The following is a 23,559-nucleotide window of genomic DNA, read 5'->3' as shown; positions in this document are numbered from 1 at the left end:
TAACTGTCAACCATCAGCCGAAACACTGTCGCCCATCAACCGAAGACGAAATGTCAAGCCTCAACCGCACTAATACACCTTCATTGAGCCCCCTGTCAGGATTGAACTGACGACCTACGCATTACAAGTGCGTTGCTCTACCACTGAGCTAAGGAGGCCTGCGGGCCCCGAGTTTATCCGGTCGCTCGTTCGGGGAACCCGCTGCCCGTGAGTGTCAAGGACGATCTCCTGAGCGACTTCCCGCACGTCTATCCGGGGTTGACCCGGCCGCAGGTGGAGCGACTACTCACGCTCCTCGACGAGAGCGCGAGCACCGGAGGCGGCCTGGGCCTCAGCGTCGCGACTGCCATCAAGCCGCTGTCGCCCGACATCGCCGCCCGTATCGAGTCGTACAACAAGGCCGACGTCGACGACTACGTGCGCATCCTGCGCGGCGCCGCGGTACTCCTACTGCACGGTGGCAGCCGGAAAATCAGCCTCCGAGCCCGGAAAGCGTCGCAGCCGCGGTCGAAACGATCGAAGCCGACGCCTGACGTCACTCCTCGACGTCGATGACGCGCTGTGAGGTCACAGTCCGTGACGACGTGCGGGCGCGTGGCCGTCGGCCCGGCAACGGGATCCGGTCGGCGATGTTGCTCAGCGGGTTCACCACCTGGCTCAGCGTAACGACGGCGTCGTGCAGCGCGTCGATCGTCGGCGCCAGCGCCTCGAGGCCCGGCGCCAGTCGGTTCAGGGTGTCGGCGACGTCAGCGAGCTTGAGCAGCGGTCCGTCCGGATCGGTCAGCGTGTCCAGCAGGCCATCCTCGGCGAGCAGGCGGTCGGCCACGCCGTCCTCGCGCAGCACCCGCTCGACCAGTCCGTCGTTGGCCAGCAGTTGATCGGCCAGGCCCCCGGGCGCGATCACTCGCGATAATGCGCCGTCATCGGTGGTCATCCGGTCCACGAGCCCGCCCTCGGCCATCACCTGATCCACCAGCCCACCCGGTGCCACGGCTCGGGCCACCGCGCCGTTCTCGGCGGTCAACCGGTCCAGCAGTCCACCCTCAGTGGTCAGCTGGTCGACCAGTCCGCCCGGCCGCAGCAGCCGGTCCAGTGGACCGTTAGGTGCCAGCGCCCGTCCCAGCGGGGCATCGTCGTCCATCAGCCTGGCCAGCCGGTTCGCCCGCTCCACGGCCTCGTCGAGACCCAGCATGTGCGCGAACGAAGCCGAACCGTTCCTGGTCGCCGTGTTCGCCTCGCCGATCGTCTTCTGAGCCAGCCCCAACGCGCCATTGGCCATGGAGAGCCCGGCGTCGGCGACGGCCAGCCCCACCTTGACGGGCGCAATGGCCAGGTCCGTGAGGGCTTTGCCGTAGTTCATCGCCTCAGTCTATGGACAGCGCAAGACCGGCGTGGCTTCTCAGGTCAGCTGAGCCAACGCGGCTTTGATCTTGGCCTGAGCCTCGTCGAGAGATTGCGGCGACGGGTTCTGGTCGGCGTTGGCGAAACCGAAATCGGCCAGGTTGTTGGTGGGGAAGACGTGCACGTGCAGGTGCGGCACCTCCATGCCGGCGATGATGACCCCGGCGCGCTCGGCGGGGAACGCCTTGACCACCGCCTTGCCGATCAACTGAGAGACCTCCATGACCCGGCCTAAGACCGTGGATTCGACGTCCTGCCAGTGGTCGATCTCGGCTCGGGGCACCACGAGCGTGTGGCCCTGGGTGATCGGCGCGATCGTCAGGAAAGCGACGATGTCGTCGTCTTCGTAGACAAAGCGGCCGGGTAACTCTCCGTTGATGATCTTGGTGAAGACGCTCGCCATGGGTCGAGCATAGTGAGAGCCACGGCGACGGAGCTCTCAAGGCATCGCAGAAGCCAACGAGACTCGACCTGAGGTTCGGAGTGCGGCATGCACCCACTCAAACGCGTTCTGGGGGATGGCTCATATCCGCCTTCCTCTTGGTAGAGGTCGACGTGTTTGTCAGAAGGGTGGGGGGTCGGCGTCGGAGCAGTTGGTGCCGGTGCTGATGTCGATATTCCACAAGTCATCTGGTGGTGGTCTTTCGGGTTCGGTGGTGATGGGTGCCGGGGGTTGGTGGCGGTCAAGGGCGTTGAGGGCGCGTTCGCGTTCGATTCGTCGTAGCCGGTCTTGGGTGCGGGTGCGTCGTCGGCGCGGCATCATGGCGCCTTTGTCGCCGTTTTCTGTTGGTCGTGGTGTCGCTGGCAGGGCGGGGGTGCAGGTATCCCAGCCGGGGAAGAACAACCGGCTACCCGGATGGGTGACATACGTGCGGCCCGACGGCGCCGTCCAGTGGACCGATCCGTCGCTGTGTTGCTCATCGCGCCACCCACCGAAAGTTTTGAGTAGGTGATGGATTCGGCACAGGCATTTGGTGTTCGACGGATGGGTGGCCCCGGCCGGATAGGGCACCGTGTGGTCGATGTCGCAGTACTGCGCGGGGCGGGCGCAGCCGGGGAATCGACAGGTCATATCGCGCATCCGGACAAACCGTGCGGTCTTTTGCGATGGTCGGTAACCGGGTTCGGGGGCCGCATCGGGCGTGTGCACCCACCGGACCGTTGCGCCGTTGTTGATCAGCTCGGCCAACAGCGAGGCCGGAATCAGAGCACCGCCGAGGATAACCGCCGCGCAATTCGACGGCGCACCCCCTGCCGCAGCGGCGGCAGGCTCTGCCCGGGGTTGGGCCCGCTCGGCCGCAGCGGCGGCAGGTTCTGCCGGGGGTTGGGCAGGCTGGGCTGCGGGCTCGGTAGGTTGCATTTGGTCATCGCCGGACATTTGCGGATCCGGTTGTGCGGTCAGGGCCGCGGGTCCGGTGATCACGTTGATGACGAAGTTGGTTGCTCGCGGATCATCTCCGCCAGATGGGCATTCCGGGCTGCCGCACTGGCAGGTCAGTCGCTCAGCGTGTGCGGCCATGGCACCCAGCGAATCGGACCTGCGCTGCCCGGCGGTGCGGGGGTCGTCCTTGCACAGTTCGCTTGACATTTGTGCGAGCCGACGTTCGAGTAGCTCTGCGTCGGCGGCTGATAAGCGGCCCCACAGTGACGTCGTTCCGGTCACATCGTCGCGCTTACCGAATTGGACGTCTCGGCTGCGGGCGGCCTCGCGCAGGCGCCGCCGCGCGTCGGGGTCGTGCTCGTCGACCAGCGAGTCGATCGCCGACTCCAGCTTCGCCACCGACAGTGACCCCCACTTGGCCGCACGGTCCGCGATGGCGGTGTCGACCTTCGCCAGGATCTCGGAGTCCACGATCAGTTGCGTGCGCCAGGTGATGGTCGCGACCAGCCCAGCGCTCAAGCGGCCTTCGGCGAACAACGCAGCCACGTGGGGCAGCCGCTCGCGCAGCGCCATCGCGATACACATCTCCCGCGAAGCGCCACGGTCGCCGATGCCCATCGCGGCCGACACCTCGGCCGAGGCCATCCGCCAGCCATCGACCGCCAGATGCTCGCGCTGGCCGTCGGGTTCGGTGTACCGGGCGGTCAGCTCGGCGGTGGCCGCCAGCCGACGCGCGGCCAGAACCGCCTCTGCGCGAGCGCAGTCCGCGATCACAGCCACGACGGCCGCGTCGTCGGCTGCCTCAAACTTCGTATCGAACACCTGTTCGACCATGTCTCCGAGCATGCCACGACCGGCCGACAAAATCAGCGCCGGTCACCACCCCTGTGGATAACTCCATCCAGCTCGGAGACCGACCACGGAGGCGAGTCGTGATGGTCGCGGTAGGCGAGAATCGTCGGCGTCGGCCTGTCGAAGCGCCCGACGAACCCACCGGCGGCGATGAAGATCTGCCCCGTCACGTTTGCGGCGAGGTCACTGGCCAGGTACGCGTAGGTCGGCGCCACATACTCCGGCGGTGCGGCGTCCAGGGCGCCCTGCATGCTCATCTCGTCGAGCAGACCTCGCCGGTGTAGGTCATTGATGTGTGCCTCGTACTCCGGGCCGGTGGACAGTCGCGTCCTGGCTCCGGGACACACCACGTTCGCGCGCACACCGTCGCCTTTCAACTCGGCGGCGATCGCCAGCGTCAGGCCGTTGACGCCGCCCTTGCCCGCCGGGTAACCGGTGCCGCCATAGTCGCCGAGGAAAGCGAACGAACTGGTGTTCACGATCGCGCCGCCGCCTTGCGCCACCATCTTCGGGGCAGCTGCCCGGCATGTCTCGAACACCGTGCCGAGGTGCGCGTCGATCAGATCGCGAAACTGCGCAGAAGTGACGTTGAGGATCGACGACCCGTGCGGTTCGGCGGTGCCCGCGCAGTTGATCAGGATGTCGATCTGACCGAATTCCTGCACGCACATGTCGATCAGGCTGTCCGCAACGGCCGGATCTGCGGGTGAGCCGGGCAGGCCGCGCGCGTTCAAGATCCGTTGCGCTGCTTGGGTTACGGCGTCGGCGTCGCGGCCGTTGACGATGACCCCCGCGCCGTGTGCGGCGAGCAGCTCGGCGACCGCCAGCCCGAGACCACGCGAACCACCGACGACAACCGCGCCGCGCCCGCGCAGTGGCGGGCTACTTGTCATCCGTTGGCTGGCTGGCCGCCTGGCCGAACTCCATCATGTCCATGTTCCAGTAGCCGCGCAGGTTGGTCAGCAATCCCGAGTCGTCGGTCTTGTAGGTGAACACGCCGCGCACGGTACTGGTCATGCCGTTGTCGAACTTGCTGCGCAACACCAGGATATGGGCCACCTCGTGCGGTGAGCTGGAGGGAAACGTCTCCTCGCACGTGATCTTCAGGTCGTTGGAGGCGATGTTGGCGTCGTAGAACCTGGACACCGTCTCCTTCCCGCGCACACCGTCGCCGTCAGGGTTGGTGAAGGACTGGCCGATCGGATCCTCGATCACGACGTCGTCGGCCATCAAGGCCAGCCAGCCCTGCTTGTCGTGGGCGTGCACGCACTTCCACGAGTTGTGCGACGCGGCCAAAGCCGGTGTCTTCTCGGCCGTTTCGGTGTTCTTGTCGGACATCGGGGCCTAGCGGTCGTCGTCGGTGTAGCGGATGACCCCGCGGATGTTGCGGCCCTCGAGCATGTCCTTGTAGCCGTCGTTGATCTGCTCCAGCTTGTACTGCCGGGTGACCATGTCGTCGAGGTTCAGCTTGCCGGCCTTGTACATCGACAGCAGCTGGGGGATGTCGAAGTGCGGGTTACCGCCGCCGAAGATGGTGCCCTGCAGTCGTTTCTGCATCAGGGTCAGCATGGCCAGGTTCAGGTTGACCTCGGTGTCGAGCAGGCTCCCGATTGCGGTCACCACGCAGGTGCCGCCCTTGGCCGTGAGGTTGAGGTAGTTGTCGACGTCCTTGCCGTGCAACTCGCCCACGGTGACGATCACCTTGTGGGCCATCAAGCCCCAGGTGACCTCCCCGATGCCTGCCATGGCCGACTCCCAGTCCGGATAGGCATGTGTGGCACCGAATTTCAGCGCCTGATCACGCTTCCACTCCACCGGGTCGATGGCGAAGATGCGGCGGGCACCCGCCGTGACGGCGCCCTGCAGCGCTCCCATGCCGACACCGCCGACGCCGACGATCGCGACGTCCTCACCGGGCCGGACGTCGCCGCTGCGCACCGCCGAACCGTAGCCGGTGGTGATGCCGCAGCCGACCAGGCAGGCGACCTCGAACGGGATCGACTCGTCGATCTTCACCACCGAGCTCTTGTGCACGACCATGTATGGGCTGAAGGTGCCCAGCAGCGTCATCGGGAAGACGGGCTTCCCGTTTGCGTGGATGCGATGGGTGCCGTCGGAGACCGCGGTGCCCCCGAGCAGTCCGGCGCCGAGGTCGCACAGGTTGCGCATGCCTGCCTGACACGACGGACAGTTGCCGCAGGACGGGATGAACGACATCACCACGTGATCGCCGGGTTTGATGTCTTCGACACCCGGCCCGACCTCGGTCACAATGCCCGCGCCCTCGTGGCCGCCGAGCACGGGGAAGCCGGCCATCGGAATGCCGCCGGTCACCAGATGGTGGTCGGAGTGGCACATCCCCGACGCTTCCATCTGAACCTTGACCTCGTCCTTGACGGGGTCACCGATCTCGATCTCCTCGATCGACCACGGTTGATTGAACTCCCAGATGAGAGCGCCTTTTGTCTTCATTCGCACGTGCCTTCCGTTAGAGCCGGTGACCACAGACTAGAGGGAGTAGTTAGGTACGTCACAGTCACCCCCAATCAACTGCTTGGCCGGTCACCAGATGGGTGCGGGGGCCTGACCGAGCGGGTAGTAGCCGGGCAGTTTCTCACCCGCCAGCGAGCGCTCGATGCGCTTTTGCATTCCCGGTGACAGGTCGCCGGACTCGATCAGCTTCGCGTATCCCTTGGCCACGTGGCCGAAGTCGAAGAAGTCGCGCTGCCATTCGATCTTGAGGTTGGCATCGAGTCGGAACCAACTGCCGCCGATGCCGTAGATCTCGTCCTGCGAGCCATCGGATTTGTTGACGATTTGCTTCCAGAAGCCGACGATTTCGCCCTGTTTGTCGTCGACGAGCACTTTCTGGTACTCGTAGACCCAGTTCTCCAGACCCTCCATCTCCAGGCCTAAGGCGATCTCGCGGATTTCTTCTATGCCGACACACATGACGTCTTCCTTGGGGCCGATGTTCCAGCCGTAGGTGGCGTCGTCGGTGTAGAACTCGGCCAACGGCTTCCAGTCGCCGTTGCGCTCGGCGTCCCGGTTGGCCTCCAGCCATTCTTCGACCCACTTGTCGAGGTCCTCGCGAGGCAGTGATGGCATTGTCTACTCTCCTAATTCCTTGATGGACAGAGCTTGGGTGGGGCACATGTCGACCGCGTTCTGGACCTCATCGCGGGCGTCTTCCGGCGGTTCGGGATCGAGGATTTCGACCTTGCCGCGTTTGGGCACCGTGAAGTAGTCGGGCGCCTCGAGTTCGCACATCGCGTGGCCCTGGCACAGGTCCAGATCCACCTCGATCCGAAAGCAACCCATGGCGACCTACTTGACGCGCCGGCGGTAACGAGCCTTGGCCGGCCGCTGCAGCTGGACCACCATCTTGGAGTGGTCATTGCGGTAGGAGTCGGCCGGCTGGGCCATCTCGAATTCGTACTCGCGCAACAGGACCGAGAAGATCGCCTTGATCTGCATCTGGGCGAATGCGGCGCCGACGCAGCGGTGTCTGCCTGCGCCGAACGGAATCCAGGTCCACCGGTTGACGACGTCGGCCTGCTCGGGTTTGTTGTAACGGTCCGGGTTGAAGGCGTCGGGTTCCGGGAAGTCCTCTGGGATCCGGTTGCTGATGGCCGGTGAGGCCGCGACGAAGTCGCCCTTGCGGATCGGAAAGCCGGCCACCTCGAACTCGCCCTGCGCCACGCGCATCAGGATGATCAGCGGTGGATGCAGCCGCAGCGTCTCCTTGACCACGTTGTCGAGCTTCGGGATCTGACGCAGCGCATGGAAACTCACCTCTTGGCCGTCGGCGTAGAGCTCGTCGAGTTCGTCCTGTACCTCGGCGTACACCGCGGGGTGCCGGATCAACTCGATCAACGTCCACGCCGACGTGCCCGAGCTGGTGTGGTGTCCGGCGAACATCAGCGAGATGAACATGCCGGTCACCTCGTCGGCGGAGAACCGCGGGTTGCCGTCCTCGTCTTTGATCGACACCAGCACGTCGAGCATGTCGCGGTCGGATTTGTCCTTCGGCGGGTTGGCCATGCGCTGGTTCATGATTTCCTGAACCAGCGCAACGAGTTTCACGCGGGCTTCGTCGCGGCGTTTGAAGCTCTCGATCGGCAGGTACGGATCGACGTAGCACAGCGGGTCGGTGCCGCGCTCGAGGTCGTGGTAGTACTCGGCGAATCGATGATCGAGTTGGTTGCGGAATTTCAACCCGATCAGACATGCCGTCGAGGTGTAGATCGTCAGCTCGGCGAAGAAGTCGAGCAGTTCGATCTCGCCTTCGTCGCCCCAGTCGGCGATCATCTTCTTGACTTCGCCCTCGATGGTGGCCGCATGGCCCTTCATGTGCTCGCCGCGCAACGCCGAGTTGTGCAGCATCTCCTTGCGCCGCTCCGGGCTGGCGTCGAATACCACACCCTTGCCGAAGATCGGCGTCATGAACGGGTAGGCCTCGGCCTGGTCGAGATCCTCGTCGGCCGAACGGAAGAAGAACTCGTTGGCTTCCGCGCCGGAGAGCAGGATGACGTGCTTGTCGACCAGCTGGAACCAGCCGACATCACCGCATTCCTCGCGGACACGCTTCATCAGACCGATCGGGTCGGTGCGAAACTCCTCGAGGTGGCCGTGCTCTTCCTCGCCGCCGGAAACCCGGGGGACGACCGCCGTCGTCGTCGCATTGGATTCAGTCATGAGTTCAGGTTCTCCTCGTTCAGCTTGAGCTGCTGACGTTCCACGGGTGCGTCCGCCAACGGGGCTTCGGGCTGCAATTCCATGTTCGCGATGAACCCGCCGCGCGGCGTCTCCGCCACAAATGTGATGGCGCGCGCCAGGTCGGAGGCCCGCAGGAAATAGTCGTGGCGGGCCTGACCCCATTTAGCCCAGTCCTCGAGTGCCGGACCGATCTTCTCGGCCGGCAGGCTCCAGCCCATGCTGGTCTTCGTGGGGCCGGGGTGCACGATCGAGGCACGCACGCCGGTTCCCTCCAGTTCCATCTGGAAGTTGTTGACCATCGCGACCAGGGCGGCCTTGGCCGCGCCGTAGGCGCCCATGTGCGGGCGTTGCCGCAGCGCCACATCGGAGCCGACGAATATCAGATCGCCGCGCTGACGCTCGAGCATGCCGGGCAGCACAGCGGCCGCGAGTCGGTTGGCGCCGACGAGGTGGATCTGCAACTGCGATTCGAACTCGTCGGTGGTGATCTCGGCGAGCTTGCCGAAGTACGTGTCGCCCGCGCCGGCCACCAGCACCTCCATCTCGCCGAGCGCGTCGACGGACTGGGCGACAAAGGATTTGACCGAGTTCGGGTCGGTGACGTCGAGATGGAAGCCGACCGCCTCACCGCCGTCGGCGTTGATCTTGCCGACGATGTCGTCGAGCTTCTCGACGCGGCGCGCGCCGAGCGCGACCGGGAAGCCGCGCGCGGCCATCTCGACGGCCGTCGCCTCGCCGATTCCTGACGAGGCGCCGGCGACGATGGCGGGTCGCCGTTCGGGTAGCGGTTCGAAACGGGGCATGTGTTGGCCTTCAGACGGTTTGGAGAGTGATCGGAAGATGAGCGAACCCGCGGACATTGCTCGAGTGGACACGGACGGCGTTGGCCTCGTCGACCTCGTATCCGCGGATTCGCTTGAACAACTCGGTCAGCGCGACCCTGGCCTCCATGCGCGCGAGGTGCGCGCCGAGGCAGAAGTGTGCGCCGCTGCCGAAACTCATGAGTTTTGAGCCGATTTCGCGGCCGATGATGAACCGGTCGGGATCATCGAAGACCCGCTCGTCGCGGTGTGCCGAACCCGGCAGCAGCAGCAGCACGTCCCCATCGGGGATGGTGGTGTCATACAGCGTCAGCTCACCGGCGACGGTGCGCGCCAGGATCTGGCTCGAGGTGTCGTAGCGCAGCGTCTCCTCGACCCATAGCGGCACGCGGTCCAGGTCGGCGTAGACGGGAGTCAGCTGGTCGGGGTTCTTGTGGCCCCAGAACGCCGCGTTGGCAAGCAGTTTCGTGGTGGTCTCGTTGCCGGCGATCACCATCAGGAACATGAAGCCGAGGATCTCGTCGTCGGTGAGCCGGTCGCCGTCGATCTCGGCTTCCAGCAGCGCGGTGGTGAGGTCGTCGGTCGGGTTCTTACGGCGTTCGGCGACCATGCCCTGGTAGTAGACGATCAGGTTGATGGACGCCTCGACGGCCGCGGGCGGCACGTCGGTCACACCCTCGTCGCGGTGCATCACGCCGTCCGCCCAGGCTCGGACCTGGGTGCGGTCGGGTTCGGGCACGCCCATCAGTTCGGAGATGACGTCCATCGGCAGCTTGCCTGCGAATTCGTCGACGTAATCAACGGTCGAGTCGGGTCCGGCTCGATCCAGCATGACATCGAGGTGCTGGACCGCGATCTCGGTGACCCGCGGTTCCAACTCGCGAATGCGGCGTGGCGTGAAGCCCTTTGACACCAGTGTGCGCAACCGCAGATGCGCCGGATCGTCCATCGCCAGGAACGACATGGTTTTCGACGCGTGCGGGCCGCGGGAGGCGGGATCCAGAGACACGCCGAACTTGTTCGACAGCGTGGTGCTGTTGCGGAAACCCGCCAGCACGTCCTGGTGCCGCGACAGCGCCCAGAAGCCGAGTTCGTCGTTGCGGTACAGCGGCGCTTCGTCGCGCAATCGCTTGTAGTACGGATACGGGTCTTCGTGGAAGTCGTAATCGTAGGGGTCGAGGATCACGTCGGAGGCGGCTCCGGTCTGAGGGGTCACTGCTCGTCTCCCAAGATGAGGCCGACGACGTAGGAAAGCCGGTCGGCGATCTGGTGGTAGGTGAACACGCCGCTGCCGGCGTTGACCAGCGCGCCGAAGAACGTCATCTCCAAGGCGGCCAGCGCGCGTGGATCGGCGTCGGGTCCCATGGCCGAGCGGATGCGGCGGTGGATCTCGGCGCCGATGCGGTCGCGCACGGCGCGCACGGTGGCGTCGGTCCCGCTCAGCAACGCGGTCGTGCAGGCCGCCGCGACCTCGGGCTCGTCGGCAACCATCAGCGCCATGGCGCGCAGCGTCTTCTCGACGCGGGTCAGTCTGCTCTCGTTGACGTCGGTGAAGTACGGCACCTGGCGCATCAGGTCGAAGTAGACCTCGGCGATCAGGTGGTTCTTCGACGAGAAGTAGGTGTAGGCGGTCGCCGGGGCGACCTTGGCCTTCGCGGCGACGGCTCGCACCGTCAGGTCGGCGTAGCTCGATTCCCGCAGCATCTCGACCCCTGCCGCGAGCACCTTGCGAAACGTCTCCTCTTGGCGACGGTTGCGCGGCGTCTCGCCGACAGTCACGGGCGACGGCTCTGTGACCGCGACCACGGGTTCACTGGACACATGTCCAAGCTATCTGATCCCAAGTCCGGCCCGCAAGTGCGCAGCTCGGACGCGTCTGCTTGCCACTTGCCAGGCCAGAGGTCTAAGGTTGCTTGCAAATCAACCCGGACACTTGTCCAGCAACGGGGAACGGAGCGCAGATGGCAATGCTGGCCAATCGCGAGAGTCAGTTGCTCATCGACGGCAAGCTCGTCGGCGGCAGTGGCGGGACGTTCCAGACCGTCAACCCCGCGACCGAGGAGGTGCTCGGCGTCGCCGCCGACGCGACCGCCGACGACATGGCGCGCGCGATCGAGGCGGCCCGCCGCGCCTTCGACGAGACGGATTGGTCGACCAACACCGAGTTGCGAGTGCGCTGCCTGCGCCAACTGCAGCAGGTGCTGCGCGACAACATCGAAGAGCTACGGGAGCTGACGATTTCCGAGGTGGGCGCGCCGCGGATGTTGACCTCCGCAGCCCAACTCGAGGGACCGGTCGAGGATCTGACGTTCTGCGCCGACACTGCCGAGTCGTATCAGTGGGTCACCGACCTGGGAGTCGCCTCGCCGATGGGGATTCCGTCTCGTCGCAAGGTGGTTCGCGAGGCCGTCGGCGTCGTAGGTGCTATCACGCCGTGGAACTTCCCGCACCAGATCAACCTCGCCAAGATCGGTCCCGCGCTGGCGGCGGGCAACACCGTCGTGCTCAAGCCGGCGCCGGACACGCCGTGGTGTGCGGCCGCGGTCGGGGAACTGATCGCCGACCAGACCGACATCCCGCCGGGCGTGGTCAACATCGTCACGTCGAGCGACCACGTAGTCGGCGCCCTGCTGTCGAAAGACCCTCGGGTGGATATGGTTTCGTTCACCGGGTCGACGGCCACCGGCCGTGCCGTGATGGCCGACGGCGCGGCCACGATCAAGAAGGTGTTCCTCGAACTCGGCGGCAAGTCTGCGTTTCTCGTGCTCGACGACGCGGATCTGGCGGGCGCGTGCTCGATGTCGGCGTTCACCGCGTCCATGCACGCGGGCCAGGGCTGCGCGATCACCACGCGGTTGGTGGTACCACGGGCCCGTTACGACGAGGCCGTCGAGGCGGCGGCCGCGACGATGGCCGGACTTCGGCCGGGTGACCCGCAGGACGCCGGAACCATCTGCGGGCCGGTGATTTCCGCGCGCCAGCGCGATCGCGTCCAGGGCTATCTCGACTCGGCGATCGACGAGGGTGGCAAGTTCGCATGCGGCGGCGGCCGCCCACAGGACCGCGACACCGGCTTCTTCATCGAGCCCACGGTGATCGCCGGGTTGGACAACAACGCCAAGGTCGCCCGTGAAGAGATTTTCGGCCCGGTGCTCACGGTCATCGCCCACGACGGCGACGACGACGCGGTGCGCATCGCCAACGATTCGCCATACGGGTTGTCCGGCACGGTGTTCTCCGCCGACGAGGAGCGCGCGAACCGGGCGGCGGCGCGGATGCGGGTCGGCACGGTCAACATCAACGGCGGCGTCTGGTACTCGGCGGACATGCCGTTCGGTGGCTACAAGCAGTCCGGCCTCGGCCGCGAAATGGGTCTGGCCGGTTTCGAGGAATACCTGGAGATCAAGGCCATCGCGACCGCACGGTGACACGACTCGGCAGATAGGGAGAGAGATGGGGCAGTTCAACGAGAAAGTCGCGATCGTCACCGGTGCGGGTGGCGGGATCGGCCAGGCCTACGCCGAGGCGCTGGCCCGCGAAGGCGCGGCCGTCGTCGTCGCCGACATCAACACCGAGGGTGCGCAGAAGGTCGCCGACGGGATCAAGGGCGAGGGCGGCAACGCGCTGGCCGTGCGGGTCGACGTGTCCGATCCCGAATCGGCCAAGGAGATGGCGGCGCAGACGCTTTCGGAGTTCGGCGGCATCGACTACCTGGTCAACAACGCCGCGATCTTCGGCGGCATGAAGCTGGACTTCCTGATCACCGTCGACTGGGACTACTACAAGAAGTTCATGAGCGTGAACATGGACGGCGCCCTGGTGTGCACCCGCGCGGTCTACAAGAAGATGGCAAAGCGGGGCGGCGGGGCGATCGTCAACCAGTCGTCCACCGCGGCGTGGCTGTACTCGAACTTCTACGGGTTGGCCAAGGTCGGCATCAACGGGCTGACGCAGCAGTTGGCCACCGAACTCGGCGGCCAGAACATCCGCGTGAACGCGATCGCGCCGGGGCCCATCGACACCGAGGCCAACCGCACCACCACGCCGCAGGAGATGGTCGATGACATCGTGAAGCGAATTCCGTTGTCGCGCATGGGAGAGCCCGAGGACCTGGTCGGCATGTGTCTGTTCCTGCTGTCGGATCAGGCCAAGTGGATCACCGGTCAGATCTTCAACGTCGACGGCGGGCAGATCATCAGGTGACCGATATGAAGCTCGGCTACATCGGTCTCGGCAACCAGGGTGCGCCGATGGCCAAGCGCCTGGTCGACTGGCCGGGCGGCCTGGTGGTCTTCGATGTGCGCACCGAGGCCATGACGCCACTGGCCGAACTGGGTGCCGAACTGGCCGACAGTGTGGCCGATGTCGCCAAGGCTGCTGACGTCATCAGCGTCACCGTGCTGAACGACGCACAGGTGCGCGACGTGGTGCAACAGCTCGCCGAACATGCCAAGAGCGGCACTGTGATCGCGATCCACTCGACCATAGAGCCCGGCACCGCAGGTGAGCTCGCCGAGCAGCTACGGAGTAATAACATTCACATCGTCGATGCGCCGGTGAGCGGTGGCGCCGGTGCCGCCGAGAAGGGCGAGTTGGCCGTCATGGTCGGCGCGGATGACGAGGCGTACGACACGGTCAAGCCGGTGTTCAAGAAGTGGGCATCGATGGTGGTCCGCGCCGGTGAACCGGGTGCCGGAACCAGGATGAAGCTGGCCCGCAACATGCTGACCTTCGTCGGATTCGCCGCGGCGTGTGAAGCGCAGCGGCTCGCGGAGGCGGCGGGCATCGATCTGCAGAAGCTCGGCCGGGTTGTGCGACACAGCGATGCGCAGAGCGGCGGACCCGGAGCGATCATGGTTCGCGACGACACCAAACCACTGCAGCCCGACCACTTCGTGTACGACATGTTCGTCCACACCCGTGGGCTCGCAGAAAAGGATCTGGGTTTGGCACTGAGGCTCGGCGCGGAGAATGGAATCGAACTGCCGCTTGCCGAGATCGCGCTGCGAGACCTGGCGGCCGGACTCGGCGTTCCGCGTACGAAGGAGTAGCAGTATGGACGAGTTGCGCCGCAAGGGCCTCGAGAAGATGAACGAGGTGTACGGCTGGGAGATGCCCGACATGCCCGGCGAGTACTTCGCGCTGACGGCCGATCACCTCTTCGGGACCATCTGGACGCGGCCGGGGCTTTCGATGCGCGACAAGCGGATCATGACGCTGACGGTCGTGACGGCGCTGGGGATTTCGGACCTGGCTGAGATCCAGGCGAACGCCGCGCTGGCGAACGGTGAGATCACCGAGGAGGAGCTCAAGGAGATGGCCATCTTCCTGACGCACTACCTCGGGTTCCCGTTGGGATCCAAGCTCGACGGGGCGGTCACCAAGGTGATCAAGAACCGGAAGAAGACCGCCGAGCAGGGCGAGGACAAAAAGGGCAATGTGAACGCCGCGCTGAAGATGCACTCGGGGAGCAGTCTCGATGACAAGTAGGTACTCCTCGCTGTCCCGCGACGAACTCGCGGTGCTGGTGCCCGAGCTGCTGCTGATCGGTCAGCTGATCGACCGGTCTGGAATGGCATGGTGCATCAGCAATTTCGGACGCGAGGAGATGCTGCAGATCGCGATCGAGGAGTGGATGGGCGCCAGCCCGATCTACACCAGGCGGATGCAGAAGGCGCTGAAGTACGAGGGCGTCGACGTCATCACGATCTTCAAAGGTCTGCAGCTCGACATCGGGGCACCGCCGCAGTTCATGGATTTCCGCTACACCGTGCACGACCGGTGGCACGGCGAATTCCACCTCGACCACTGTGGCGCGTTGCTGGACGTCGAGCCGATGGGTGAAGAGTACGTGCGCGGCATGTGCCACGACATCGAGGACCCGACGTTCGACGCGACGGCCGTCGCGACCAACCGCAGGGCACAGATCCGCCCGATCCACCGTCCGCCGCGCACCCCCGCCGACCAGCACCCGCACTGCGCGTGGACCGTGATCATCGACGAGTCCCATCCCGAGGTCGAGGACCACCCGGTATTGGAGGTTGTCGGCCGAAGCCGCGCCGCCAGAACGGAACTCGACCCGATCGATCCGTCCGACGAGGGTCAGGCCGACTACTCGGGCCCGCTGCTTTCGGACTTCGACTTCGCCGCGTTCTCGCATTCGGCGTTGGTGCGCATGGCGGACGAGGTCTGCCTGCAGATGCACTTGTTGAATCTGTCGTTCGTCATCGCGGTCGGCAAGCGGGCAGGGACGAACACCGAACTGGCAACCGAGATCTGCACCAAGCAGCTCATCGGGGTGGCGGGTATCGCCGCCGAGCGCATCCATCGCGCGCTGAAGTTGCCGGGCGGGATCGAGGGAGCGGTGCAGACCCTGAAGCTGCATCCGATGCTCAACCCGCAGGCATACGTCGACGCCGAGTTCGGTCCGGACATCGTGCAGGTGCGACGGTCACCGGCCCACGAGGACGGCGCGTGGGTGTCGCTGGTGTCTCCCGACGAAGTGCGCCCGTTGCAGGCGGCGGTGCGGGTCATCGACCCGCGATTCGACGTGGAAGTCACGGGCAACCACGAGGACTGGACCGCGCGCGTCGTCGAAACCGACACGGCGGCCAAGGAATTCTCCGAGGTGTCGGTGGTCAGGGTCAGCGGCGGCTCAACGTGGGAGTTCGAGGACCGCAAGTCGCTGCCGCTGACTGTGCTCTGATACCTCTCAGGCGTCGCGAGTCGGTGGCCGAAGAGCCTCGTACTCGGTGCCCAGCCCCCGCATCCTCTCGGCGATGGCGGACAGCTCACCATGGGAACGGCGGATGATCTCGGCGACCTCGCTCGCGCCCTTGCTGACGACCGGCCACAGCATCTGCTCACCAAGGGCGGTTCTCGGGACGGTCGCGGCAGCGTCGACCACCCACTGCCTGACGGCTTCGAGGTCGCGTCGGCCGGCCGCCACCACCGCCGCCGACCGGTCGACCTCCGCCTTGAGTCGCTGATCGAGGTCCGCCATCGCGGACAGTGCACGGCTCTGTCGCTGGTTCGCCTCGGCATACGAGTCCGAGCCTGCGCCGGTCCAGTCCCGCGGCGCGGCGGCGTCGACATCGCTTTGCAGTCGTCGGAACCGCGCACTCTGGTCGAGGCCGTCACCGCCGTGGGGAGTGCCCTCGCCGAACGTGGTGTGCGCGCGTTCCCACGTCGACAAGAAAGCAGCCAGGACACTCACGATCGGAGTCTAAAGCCGGTCAACTCGTGCGTTCGACGGCAATTTCGGGCGCCAGCGCGGTGCCGACCCAACGGCGCAGGTACTTGCGCAGTTCCGCGCCTCGGCGCGGCGGGCGGCCCGGGTCGATGATGAATGACTGGATGATCCGCAGCAGATGCTCGGCCAAGTCGTCGAGGTCGCCGTCGGTCAAGCCGAGACCGGTCCAGTCCACGTCGAAGCGCCGCAGCATCGAGTTGGCGAACTGCAGCGCCACATCCGAGGTGACCGTCTGACTGAAGGCGCTGGCTCGACCGGGCATCAGCAGCAGGCCCATGTGCTTGTCCTTCGGCAGCCACTCGAGCGCGGTGGCGATACCCTCGGCGACCGCCTCCTGCGGGTCGGTCACTCCCTGCAGATGGTCGGCCAACCGATCCAGGAAGCCGGTCGCGGCGCGTTGCGCGGAGGCTTCGAGCAGCGCGTCGGTGCTGGGGAAGTACCGGTAGACGGTCTGCCTCGTGACACCGAGGGTGCGAGCGACGTCGGCGATGGAAAATTCCGCGCCGCGGGCGTCGATCGCCTTGCCTGCGGCGTCAAGGATGCGGGCGACCGCTTCCTCGTCCGTCGACGGTGCCGATCCGGACCAGCCGTGGGTGCGCACGGCGAAAATCCTACTCAGCCAGCCCCATCAACCCGTGTAGGAGACCTGCAGATCCTTGACGCCGTTGATCCAGCCCGACCGAAGACGTTGTGGTTCGCCGAGTTTGGCGATGTCGGGAATCTGGTCGGCGATCTCGTTGAAGATCAGCTTGATCTCCATGCGGGCCAGGTTCGCGCCGATGCAGTAGTGCGCGCCGTTGCCGCCGAAGCCGAGGTGCGGGTTGGGGTCGCGCAGGATGTTGAATTCGAAGGGCCGGTCGAAGACCTCTTCGTCGTAGTTGGCCGAGCTGTAGAACAGTCCGACGCGCTGGCCCTCGCTTATTGTGACACCGCTGAGTTCGTTGTCTGCCAGAGCAGTTCGCTGGAAACAGTGCACGGGGGTGGCCCAGCGCACGATCTCGTCGGCGGTGGTGTCCGGTCGTTCCCGCTTGAACAGGTCCCACTGGTCGGGGTTCTCGAAGAACGCGTTCATGCCGTGTGTCATGGCGTTGCGGGTGGTTTCGTTGCCGGCGACCGCCAGCAGGATCACGAAGAACGCGAACTCGACGTCCTCGAGAGACTCACCCTCGATGTCGGCCTGCACGAGCCGGGTGACGATGTCGTCGGCCGGACAACGCCGACGCTCCTCTGCCATCGAGTAGGCGTAGCCCATCAATTCCGCGTTGGCCGCGGTCGGGTCGGAGTCGAAGTCCGGATCGTCGGTGTTCATGATCGCGTTGGTCCAGTGGAACAGTTTTTCGCGATCGGCCTCCGGTACTCCGATCAGGTCGGCGATCGCCAACAGCGGCAGGCTCATCGCGATGTCGTCGACGAAGTTGCCGCTGCCTTTTTCCTTTGCGGCGGAGACGATTTCACGTGCAGCGGTGGCCAGCTTCGCCTCGAGGGTGGTGATCGCCCGCGGTGTGAACAACCGTGACACCAGCTTGCGCAGCCTGGTGTGCTCCGGGGCGTCGTGGTTGATCAGCAAGGCCTTGGTGAGCTCGAGCTGGTCGGCGGTCACACCTTCGGGCAGGCGCATCACCGCGCCCTTGCGGTTGGTCGACCACAGGTCACCGTTGCGGGAGATGGCCTTGATGTCGTCGTGGCGGCTGATCACCCAGTAGCCACCGTCGTCGAAGATCGACTCGGGCTGCTCGTTCCACCACACCGGGGCGGTCTTGCGCAGCTCGGCGAATTCGGTCACGGGGATGCCGCGCAGCAGCACCTCGGGGTCGGTGAAGTCGTATCCCTCGGGCAGGAACGGACATGTGGCGTGCGTCATACATTCGACCATACAGTGTCGTGTCAAGTGTATGGCCGAAGGGTTGGGTTGACAGGCGTTAGGGTGAGCAGTTGTGCGAGTCCTGGTGATCGGCTCCGGAGCCCGTGAACATGCGCTGCTGCTGGCGCTGCGGCGAGACCCCGAGGTCGAGGGGCTGGCGGTCGCCCCAGGTAACGCGGGGACCGCAGGGATCGCCGATCAGTACGACGTCGACATCACCTCCGGTGAGGCGGTCGCGAAGTTGGCCCAGCGCATCGCCGCCGACCTGGTCGTCATCGGGCCGGAAGTGCCGTTGGTGCTCGGCGTCGCCGATGCCGTGCGCAGCGTCGGGATCGCCTGCTTCGGGCCGACGAAGGACGCGGCCCGCATCGAGGGTTCGAAGTCGTTCGCCAAGGACGTGATGACCGCCGCCGGCGTGCGCACCGCCAGGAGCGAGGTCGTCGACAATCCGGCACGCCTCGATGCCGCGCTCGACCGGTTCGGCCCACCGGGCGGCGACCCCGCGTGGGTGGTCAAGGACGACGGCCTGGCGGCGGGCAAGGGTGTGGTGGTGACGGCTGACCGCGCCACCGCGCGGGCGCATGCCGCAAGCCTGCTCGACGCGGGGCATCCGGTATTGCTCGAGTCGTTCCTCGACGGCCCGGAGGTGTCGCTGTTCTGCGTCGTCGACGGCGAGACCGTGGTGCCCCTGCTTCCGGCGCAGGACTTCAAACGCGTCGGGGACAACGACACCGGACCCAATACCGGAGGCATGGGGGCGTACGCGCCGTTGCCGTGGCTGCCCGACGACGTCGTCAACCGGATCGTCGATGAAGTGGTGAAACCCGTTGCCGCCGAACTGGTTGCGCGCGGTTGCCCGTTCTCGGGCCTGCTCTACACCGGGTTGGCGATCACGTCGGGTGGGCCCGCGGTGGTCGAATTCAACTGCCGCTTCGGCGATCCGGAGACCCAATGTGTGCTGGCGTTGCTGGAGACGCCGCTGGGACAACTCTTGTATTCCGCAGCGATCGGGGACCTCGCGGGCGAGCCGCCGTTGCAATGGCGCGACGGCGCCGCGGTGACCGTGGTGCTGGCAGCGGAGAACTACCCGGGCCGCCCGCGAGTTGGCGACGCGATCGCCGGGTCCGAGGTCGACGGGGTGCTGCACGCGGGCACCAGTCGGCGTGACGACGGCGCGATCGTGTCATCGGGCGGACGCGTGCTCTCGGTGGTCGGCACGGGTGTGGACCTCCCGGCCGCGCGTGCGGCCGCCTACCAGCTGATCAAGTCGATTCGATTGCCGGGCAGTCATTTTCGCAGTGATATCGGGTTGGCAGCGGCCGAAGGGCGAATTGCACTCTAGGCCGTCAGCAACGGCGCCATCCAGCTCAGCTCGCCGGGCAGCTGCGAGCTCCAGAACCCGCCGTCGTGACCGCCCGGAGAGAAGCCGCCGGCGGGCGGATTCGGCAGCTGCGCGATGAACTCTTTGGTCGCCGAATAGAAGGGATCGTCGGTGCCGCAGTCGATTCGGATCGGGATGGACGCCAGCGCGGGCGATCCCCACACGCTGTTGGCCGCATAGTCCTCGGCGCTGTCGAATGCGCCGGGTGCGGCCGCCCCTGGCGACGTCCACAGCGCCGGGCTCACCGCACAGATCGCCGCCGTGCGGGCGGGTCCGAGTCGGGCGCCGAGCAGCAGCGCGCCGTAGCCGCCCATCGACCACCCGAGAAAGCCGACGCGCGAGGTGTCCAGGCCCTGCGAGTCGAGCATCGGGAGCAACTCGTCGAGCACCATCGCCCCGGAGTCCTCGCCGGACGCCCGTTTGTGCCAGTAGCTTCCGCCACCGTCGACGGCGACCACCGCGAACGGCGGCAGCCCCGCGGCGACGGCCTCGGCCAGGCCTTGCTCCACACCTCCGGCCATCACACCGGCCGCGTCTTGTCCCTTCCCGTGCAGCGCAATGACGGGACGCAACGGGGCGCTCTGCCCGGGCGGGCGGGCGATCGCCCAGTTGGTCGCCAGTCCTCCCCGCGCCGCCGAGACGAAGGAGCCGTCGACGTAGGTCGGCGCGGCGGGGGCCGCCGGAACCGCCGGCGCCATCCGCAACGCCACCGCGCCGGCCGCGGCACCGACTCCGAGGCGCAGAAGCGAACGGCGAGTCAGCTCGGACATGGCGGCCATCATGCCATCGGCGCTTGCTCGGCCGGCGCGGCCGTTTGGGCGTCGCATCAGAAACACCAGTCCCGACTTCTGTGGGCAAAGCCTGACGTTTGGCCGAAAGTCCGATGGGAGACCCGCCCGGCTGGCAGCATGCTAGGCGTGACGGCAGCGGTCACTCCCAAGGGAGAACGTCGGCGGTATGCGCTGGTCAGCGCGGCTGCCGATCTGCTGTGCGAAGGCGGCTTCGACGCGGTGCGACATCGCGCCGTGGCCCGTCGTGCCGGGCTGCCGCTGGCGTCGACGACCTATTACTTCTCGTCGCTCGACGACCTGATCGCGAAGGCTGTCGAATACGTCGGCGAGCGCGAGGCCGAGCAGTTGCGGGCGCGCGTCGCGATGCTGTCGCGGCGGCGTCGAGGCGCGGAGTCGACCGCCGACATCTTGGTCGACCTGTTGGTCGATGACACGGTGGGGCAGCAGTTGATCTCGCGGTACGAGCGCTACATCGCATGCGCACGACACCCCCTGTTGCGCGACATCCAACGGCGGATTTTGCGCCAGCGCAGCGACGCGGTCATCGAGGTCATCGAACGCTCGGGGCGGTCGGTGCGGGCGGAGTACATGACCGCCTTGGTCAACGCCGTCGACGGTGCGGTGGTCGCGGCGCTCGTCGCCGAGGGCGACGGCCCGCGCGCAACAGCGCGCGCGACGTTGATCGACGTGATAGACGTGTTGGCACCTATCGACGAGCGAGTGGCGCAGGTGTAGACGCCACAAGGAGGGCGATGAGCGCTTGCGCGAAGAGCAGAGGACACCGATGAGCGCTTGCGCGAAGAGCAGAGGACACCGATGAGTACGCCGGTGGACAAGCAACCGGAACTTCGGCGGGTCATGGGTCCGGGTTTGTTGCTTCTGTTCATCGTCGGCGACATCCTCGGCACCGGCGTGTACGCGCTGACCGGCCAGGTTGCCGGTGAAGTCGGCGGGGCGGCCTGGCTGCCGTTCCTGCTGGCGTTCAGCATCGCGACGATCACGGCGTTCTCCTACCTGGAGCTGGTGACCAAATATCCGCAGGCTGCGGGCGCAGCGCTGTACGCGCACAAGGCATTCGGAGTTCAGTTCTTCACCTTCCTCGTCGCGTTCGTGGTGATGTGTTCCGGCATCACGTCTGCTTCGACCGCGTCACAAGCGTTCGCGGCCAACCTGATCAAAGGTTTCGCACTGGATTGGGGCAAGGCCGGTGTCGCCGTCATCGCGCTGGCCTTCATGGCCGTTCTGGCCGCGATCAACCTGCGCGGCGTCAGCGAAAGCGTCAAGCTCAACGTCGGCCTGACCGTCATCGAGATCACCGGACTGATGATGGTGATCTTCGTCGGGCTGTGGGCGTTCACCCAGGCCGGTGACTATGATTTCTCGCGCGTTGTCATGTTCGAAAGCAGCCAGGAGCGAAGCACATTCGTCGCGATCACCGCGGCGACGTCACTAGCCTTCTTCGCGATGGTCGGGTTCGAGGACTCGGTCAACATGGCCGAGGAGACCAAGGACCCGGTCCGGATCTTCCCGAAGGTCTTGTTGACCGGCTTGAGCCTCGCCGGCGTGGTGTACATCGTGGTGTCGATCATCGCCGTCGCGTTGGTGCCCATCGGCGAACTGAGGGCAAGCGCCACACCGCTTGTCGCGGTGGTCGAGGCGGCGGCGCCCGGACTTCCGATCGACGAGCTGTTCCCGTTCATCACGATGTTCGCGGTTTCGAACACCGCGCTGATCAACATGTTGATGGCGAGCCGGCTGATCTACGGCATGGCACGACAGCATGTGTTGCCGCCCGTGCTGGGCACGGTGCACCGAACACGCCACACTCCATGGGTTGCAATCGTGTTCACGACGGTCATCGCATTCGGTCTGATCTTCTATGTCTCTGCGTTCGCGAGCAGCAAGGCGGTTTCGGTGCTCGGTGGCACGACGTCGCTGTTGTTGTTGGCGGTCTTCGCGATGGTCAACGTCGCAGTGCTGGTGCTGCGCCGCGACGTCCGCGAGGCCGGCGGGCACTTCAAAACACCGACGGTGCTGCCCGTGATCGGGTTCATCACATCGCTGTATCTGGTGACGCCGCTGTCGGGCCGCCCCGGTTCGCAGTACCTGGTGGCCGGCGTTCTGCTCGTTATCGGCGTCGTGTTGTTCGTGATCACCATGATGATCAACAAGCAGCTCGGCATCAGGGACGCCGGCATCACCGACCCGACCCGGCTGGCCGAAACGCCGGATTAGCCGCCCAGCTGCCTGCGAATCTCGGTCAGCTCACGCTGTGCGCGTTCGATGAGAAGTTGAACCTGCTCGAGCCGCGGCAACACTTCGCCGGGGTCGGGGTCTGGCACCGCACGAGCCCGAGGAGCGGGCGTCAGCTCCGGTGGCAACGCAGGCGTGACGATGTAGCCGACTTCGCGGTCACCGTAGATCGTGATGTCCTCGCGCCGTCGCTCGAAATACAGCGCGACGTACGCGCAGAGCACCGCGTCGACGGGATCTTCGCATGCGTTCAGCTGAAACGCTCGAACGCCCGCCTCGATTCTCTTGCGAAGTTCGAGCCAGGCGGGACTACTGCGCACGCGAAGTTGCGGCGTCGCGTCGTGCAACCCCTCGATCAGCTCCACCATCCTCAGCAGCTCGGACTTGCGCTTCGCGACATCCTTGGCGCGCCGCTTGTATTTGAGCGTCTTGCCGAGTTTGAAAAGTGAAACCGTTGCTGCGTGCGGGTAGACCTCGATCGCGCGACGATCACCGCGCGACTGCGGGTCGGGATCGAGGCCCAGTCGCTCGCAGAGAACTTCGGCGCGGGGCGGGTTGAAGAGCGGATTGCCCGTGTTCGAGGGCTGCGCGGTTGCCTCGAACGGCATGAAATCCCGGTTGTACAGGGTCTCACCGAGTCGATAGCCGCTGGGATTCTTGACGATGAGGGGAGCGTCGATGGCCACGACGCAGGGGCCGTCGACATACGGCGCGAGGGTCGCCGCAATCTCGTCGTCGCTGACCGCCGTGCCGACCTGCACGAGCCGTCCATCGTCGTCCAGGACGGCTACACCGGTTTGGTTCGCGTCCGCCCACGCGAGATCGAGCCCTACGAAGTACATGGGGC

General features: G+C 65.9%; 26 protein-coding genes and 1 tRNA gene. 9 read left to right on the top strand and 18 right to left on the bottom strand.

Annotated features, from left to right (window positions below; all coding sequences use genetic code 11):
• Positions 1 to 86: 86 nt before the first annotated feature.
• Positions 87 to 158 (bottom strand) — tRNA-Thr (locus tag AU187_RS07990).
• 49 nt (positions 159 to 207) lie between these two features.
• On the opposite strand from AU187_RS07990, the gene AU187_RS07985 reads away from it, so the two are divergent.
• Entirely contained in the window at positions 208 to 555 is a 348-nt protein-coding gene (locus AU187_RS07985) for a hypothetical protein (protein ID WP_231740243.1), read from the top strand.
• Here the strand turns inward: AU187_RS07985 and AU187_RS07980 are convergent.
• From AU187_RS07980 to AU187_RS07925, 12 genes are all read right to left on the bottom strand, one after another.
• Complete coding sequence (locus AU187_RS07980; RefSeq protein ID WP_059098371.1) at positions 536 to 1,360, bottom strand: hypothetical protein; 825 nt, start codon at positions 1,358 to 1,360, stop codon at positions 536 to 538. The two genes, AU187_RS07985 and AU187_RS07980, sit on opposite strands and share 20 nt — an antisense overlap.
• 39 nt (positions 1,361 to 1,399) lie before the next feature.
• The gene (locus AU187_RS07975) at positions 1,400 to 1,804 is read right to left on the bottom strand and encodes an HIT family protein (RefSeq protein WP_059098370.1); all 405 of its coding nucleotides are present in this window, start codon (positions 1,802 to 1,804) and stop codon (positions 1,400 to 1,402) included.
• A gap of 159 nt (positions 1,805 to 1,963) precedes the next feature.
• Positions 1,964 to 3,616, bottom strand: a complete 1,653-nt coding sequence (locus AU187_RS07970) for an HNH endonuclease signature motif containing protein (RefSeq protein ID WP_172800185.1) — start codon at positions 3,614 to 3,616, stop codon at positions 1,964 to 1,966.
• A gap of 32 nt (positions 3,617 to 3,648) precedes the next feature.
• Complete coding sequence (locus AU187_RS07965; RefSeq protein ID WP_059098369.1) at positions 3,649 to 4,527, bottom strand: SDR family NAD(P)-dependent oxidoreductase; 879 nt, start codon at positions 4,525 to 4,527, stop codon at positions 3,649 to 3,651.
• Positions 4,517 to 4,972 carry a nuclear transport factor 2 family protein gene (locus AU187_RS07960; protein ID WP_059098368.1) on the bottom strand — a complete coding sequence of 152 codons (456 nt, stop codon included), beginning with the start codon at positions 4,970 to 4,972 and terminating at the stop codon, positions 4,517 to 4,519. The genes AU187_RS07965 and AU187_RS07960 overlap by 11 nt, the downstream gene beginning before the upstream one ends.
• Before the next feature lie 6 nt (positions 4,973 to 4,978).
• Entirely contained in the window at positions 4,979 to 6,106 is a 1,128-nt protein-coding gene (locus AU187_RS07955) for an NDMA-dependent alcohol dehydrogenase (RefSeq protein ID WP_059098367.1), read from the bottom strand.
• A 90-nt stretch (positions 6,107 to 6,196) separates the two neighbouring features.
• Entirely contained in the window at positions 6,197 to 6,742 is a 546-nt protein-coding gene (locus tag AU187_RS07950) for a nuclear transport factor 2-like protein (RefSeq protein WP_059098366.1), read from the bottom strand.
• A gap of 3 nt (positions 6,743 to 6,745) precedes the next feature.
• Positions 6,746 to 6,955, bottom strand: a complete 210-nt coding sequence (gene fdx, locus AU187_RS07945) for a ferredoxin Fdx (protein ID WP_059098365.1) — start codon at positions 6,953 to 6,955, stop codon at positions 6,746 to 6,748.
• Between the two features lie 6 nt (positions 6,956 to 6,961).
• On the bottom strand, positions 6,962 to 8,332 hold the full coding sequence (cyp51, locus tag AU187_RS07940) for a lanosterol 14-alpha demethylase (protein ID WP_059098364.1): 1,371 nt from the start codon (positions 8,330 to 8,332) through the stop codon (positions 6,962 to 6,964).
• The gene (locus AU187_RS07935) at positions 8,329 to 9,156 is read right to left on the bottom strand and encodes an SDR family oxidoreductase (RefSeq protein WP_059098363.1); all 828 of its coding nucleotides are present in this window, start codon (positions 9,154 to 9,156) and stop codon (positions 8,329 to 8,331) included. The genes cyp51 and AU187_RS07935 overlap by 4 nt, the downstream gene beginning before the upstream one ends.
• A 10-nt stretch (positions 9,157 to 9,166) precedes the next feature.
• Positions 9,167 to 10,390, bottom strand: a complete 1,224-nt coding sequence (locus AU187_RS07930; RefSeq protein WP_059098362.1) for a cytochrome P450 — start codon at positions 10,388 to 10,390, stop codon at positions 9,167 to 9,169.
• On the bottom strand, positions 10,387 to 10,995 hold the full coding sequence (locus AU187_RS07925) for a TetR/AcrR family transcriptional regulator (protein ID WP_059098361.1): 609 nt from the start codon (positions 10,993 to 10,995) through the stop codon (positions 10,387 to 10,389). The genes AU187_RS07930 and AU187_RS07925 overlap by 4 nt, the downstream gene beginning before the upstream one ends.
• 140 nt (positions 10,996 to 11,135) lie before the next feature.
• Here AU187_RS07925 and AU187_RS07920 point away from each other — a divergent pair, with 140 nt between their 5' ends.
• The 5 genes from AU187_RS07920 to AU187_RS07900 are packed head-to-tail and all read left to right on the top strand — an operon-like array spanning position 11,136 to position 15,880.
• A complete protein-coding gene (locus tag AU187_RS07920) occupies positions 11,136 to 12,602 on the top strand; it encodes an aldehyde dehydrogenase (protein ID WP_059098360.1) in 1,467 nt (488 codons plus the stop codon).
• Between the two features lie 25 nt (positions 12,603 to 12,627).
• The gene (locus tag AU187_RS07915) at positions 12,628 to 13,377 is read left to right on the top strand and encodes an SDR family oxidoreductase (protein WP_059098359.1); all 750 of its coding nucleotides are present in this window, start codon (positions 12,628 to 12,630) and stop codon (positions 13,375 to 13,377) included.
• A gap of 5 nt (positions 13,378 to 13,382) precedes the next feature.
• Positions 13,383 to 14,225, top strand: coding sequence for an NAD(P)-dependent oxidoreductase (locus tag AU187_RS07910; RefSeq protein ID WP_059098477.1), 843 nt, complete (start codon positions 13,383 to 13,385; stop codon positions 14,223 to 14,225).
• A 4-nt stretch (positions 14,226 to 14,229) separates the two neighbouring features.
• The gene (locus AU187_RS07905; protein ID WP_059098358.1) at positions 14,230 to 14,664 is read left to right on the top strand and encodes a carboxymuconolactone decarboxylase family protein; all 435 of its coding nucleotides are present in this window, start codon (positions 14,230 to 14,232) and stop codon (positions 14,662 to 14,664) included.
• Positions 14,654 to 15,880: a hypothetical protein gene (locus AU187_RS07900; RefSeq protein ID WP_059098357.1), complete on the top strand. Its 1,227-nt coding sequence runs from the start codon at positions 14,654 to 14,656 to the stop codon at positions 15,878 to 15,880. The genes AU187_RS07905 and AU187_RS07900 overlap by 11 nt, the downstream gene beginning before the upstream one ends.
• 6 nt (positions 15,881 to 15,886) lie before the next feature.
• On the opposite strand, the gene AU187_RS07895 is transcribed toward AU187_RS07900, so the two are convergent.
• Genes AU187_RS07895 through AU187_RS07885 form a run of 3 tightly spaced genes read right to left on the bottom strand, consistent with a single transcriptional unit; the run spans position 15,887 to position 18,287 of the window.
• Positions 15,887 to 16,390, bottom strand: coding sequence for an EspA/EspE family type VII secretion system effector (locus AU187_RS07895; protein ID WP_059098356.1), 504 nt, complete (start codon positions 16,388 to 16,390; stop codon positions 15,887 to 15,889).
• A gap of 19 nt (positions 16,391 to 16,409) precedes the next feature.
• Positions 16,410 to 17,027 carry a TetR/AcrR family transcriptional regulator gene (locus AU187_RS07890; protein ID WP_059098355.1) on the bottom strand — a complete coding sequence of 206 codons (618 nt, stop codon included), beginning with the start codon at positions 17,025 to 17,027 and terminating at the stop codon, positions 16,410 to 16,412.
• Positions 17,028 to 17,054: 27 nt separating this feature from the next.
• Positions 17,055 to 18,287 (bottom strand): cytochrome P450, encoded by a 1,233-nt coding sequence (locus AU187_RS07885; protein ID WP_059098354.1) that lies wholly within the window; start codon positions 18,285 to 18,287, stop codon positions 17,055 to 17,057.
• A 73-nt stretch (positions 18,288 to 18,360) separates the two neighbouring features.
• Here AU187_RS07885 and purD point away from each other — a divergent pair, with 73 nt between their 5' ends.
• Entirely contained in the window at positions 18,361 to 19,629 is a 1,269-nt protein-coding gene (gene purD, locus AU187_RS07880; protein WP_059098353.1) for a phosphoribosylamine--glycine ligase, read from the top strand.
• Here the strand turns inward: purD and AU187_RS07875 are convergent.
• Positions 19,626 to 20,450: an alpha/beta hydrolase-fold protein gene (locus AU187_RS07875; RefSeq protein WP_172800187.1), complete on the bottom strand. Its 825-nt coding sequence runs from the start codon at positions 20,448 to 20,450 to the stop codon at positions 19,626 to 19,628. The genes purD and AU187_RS07875 overlap by 4 nt on opposite strands.
• 126 nt (positions 20,451 to 20,576) lie before the next feature.
• Between AU187_RS07875 and AU187_RS07870 the strand changes: the two genes are divergently transcribed.
• Together AU187_RS07870 and AU187_RS07865 are read left to right on the top strand one after the other, a co-directional pair.
• The gene (locus AU187_RS07870; protein WP_059098352.1) at positions 20,577 to 21,194 is read left to right on the top strand and encodes a TetR/AcrR family transcriptional regulator; all 618 of its coding nucleotides are present in this window, start codon (positions 20,577 to 20,579) and stop codon (positions 21,192 to 21,194) included.
• Between the two features lie 81 nt (positions 21,195 to 21,275).
• Entirely contained in the window at positions 21,276 to 22,694 is a 1,419-nt protein-coding gene (locus tag AU187_RS07865) for an APC family permease (protein WP_059098351.1), read from the top strand.
• On the opposite strand, the gene AU187_RS07860 is transcribed toward AU187_RS07865, so the two are convergent.
• Entirely contained in the window at positions 22,691 to 23,554 is an 864-nt protein-coding gene (locus tag AU187_RS07860; protein WP_059098350.1) for a DUF429 domain-containing protein, read from the bottom strand. The genes AU187_RS07865 and AU187_RS07860 overlap by 4 nt on opposite strands.
• Positions 23,555 to 23,559 lie beyond the last annotated feature (5 nt).

This window comes from Mycobacterium sp. IS-1556 (assembly GCF_001499985.1).
GTDB lineage: Bacteria > Actinomycetota > Actinomycetes > Mycobacteriales > Mycobacteriaceae > Mycobacterium.
The sequence above is the reverse complement of the archived record's forward strand: the minus strand, read 5'-3'. Positions and strand labels throughout refer to the sequence as shown.

Bases quoted from the DNA above. Each gene is read 5' to 3' on its own strand.
- AU187_RS07980 (WP_059098371.1), bottom strand. From the start codon at position 1,360: ATGAACTACGGCAAAGCCCTCACGGACCTGGCCATTGCGCCCGTCAAG.
- AU187_RS07975 (WP_059098370.1), bottom strand. From the start codon at position 1,804: ATGGCGAGCGTCTTCACCAAGATCATCAACGGAGAGTTACCCGGCCGC.
- AU187_RS07970 (WP_172800185.1), bottom strand. From the start codon at position 3,616: ATGGTCGAACAGGTGTTCGATACGAAGTTTGAGGCAGCCGACGACGCG.
- AU187_RS07965 (WP_059098369.1), bottom strand. From the start codon at position 4,527: ATGACAAGTAGCCCGCCACTGCGCGGGCGCGGCGCGGTTGTCGTCGGT.
- AU187_RS07960 (WP_059098368.1), bottom strand. From the start codon at position 4,972: ATGTCCGACAAGAACACCGAAACGGCCGAGAAGACACCGGCTTTGGCC.
- AU187_RS07955 (WP_059098367.1), bottom strand. From the start codon at position 6,106: ATGAAGACAAAAGGCGCTCTCATCTGGGAGTTCAATCAACCGTGGTCG.
- AU187_RS07950 (WP_059098366.1), bottom strand. From the start codon at position 6,742: ATGCCATCACTGCCTCGCGAGGACCTCGACAAGTGGGTCGAAGAATGG.
- fdx (WP_059098365.1), bottom strand. From the start codon at position 6,955: ATGGGTTGCTTTCGGATCGAGGTGGATCTGGACCTGTGCCAGGGCCAC.
- cyp51 (WP_059098364.1), bottom strand. From the start codon at position 8,332: ATGACTGAATCCAATGCGACGACGACGGCGGTCGTCCCCCGGGTTTCC.
- AU187_RS07935 (WP_059098363.1), bottom strand. From the start codon at position 9,156: ATGCCCCGTTTCGAACCGCTACCCGAACGGCGACCCGCCATCGTCGCC.
- AU187_RS07920 (WP_059098360.1), top strand. From the start codon at position 11,136: ATGGCAATGCTGGCCAATCGCGAGAGTCAGTTGCTCATCGACGGCAAG.
- AU187_RS07915 (WP_059098359.1), top strand. From the start codon at position 12,628: ATGGGGCAGTTCAACGAGAAAGTCGCGATCGTCACCGGTGCGGGTGGC.
- AU187_RS07910 (WP_059098477.1), top strand. From the start codon at position 13,383: ATGAAGCTCGGCTACATCGGTCTCGGCAACCAGGGTGCGCCGATGGCC.
- AU187_RS07905 (WP_059098358.1), top strand. From the start codon at position 14,230: ATGGACGAGTTGCGCCGCAAGGGCCTCGAGAAGATGAACGAGGTGTAC.
- AU187_RS07900 (WP_059098357.1), top strand. From the start codon at position 14,654: ATGACAAGTAGGTACTCCTCGCTGTCCCGCGACGAACTCGCGGTGCTG.
- AU187_RS07885 (WP_059098354.1), bottom strand. From the start codon at position 18,287: ATGACGCACGCCACATGTCCGTTCCTGCCCGAGGGATACGACTTCACC.
- AU187_RS07875 (WP_172800187.1), bottom strand. From the start codon at position 20,450: ATGATGGCCGCCATGTCCGAGCTGACTCGCCGTTCGCTTCTGCGCCTC.
- AU187_RS07870 (WP_059098352.1), top strand. From the start codon at position 20,577: ATGCTAGGCGTGACGGCAGCGGTCACTCCCAAGGGAGAACGTCGGCGG.
- AU187_RS07865 (WP_059098351.1), top strand. From the start codon at position 21,276: ATGAGTACGCCGGTGGACAAGCAACCGGAACTTCGGCGGGTCATGGGT.
- AU187_RS07860 (WP_059098350.1), bottom strand. From the start codon at position 23,554: ATGTACTTCGTAGGGCTCGATCTCGCGTGGGCGGACGCGAACCAAACC.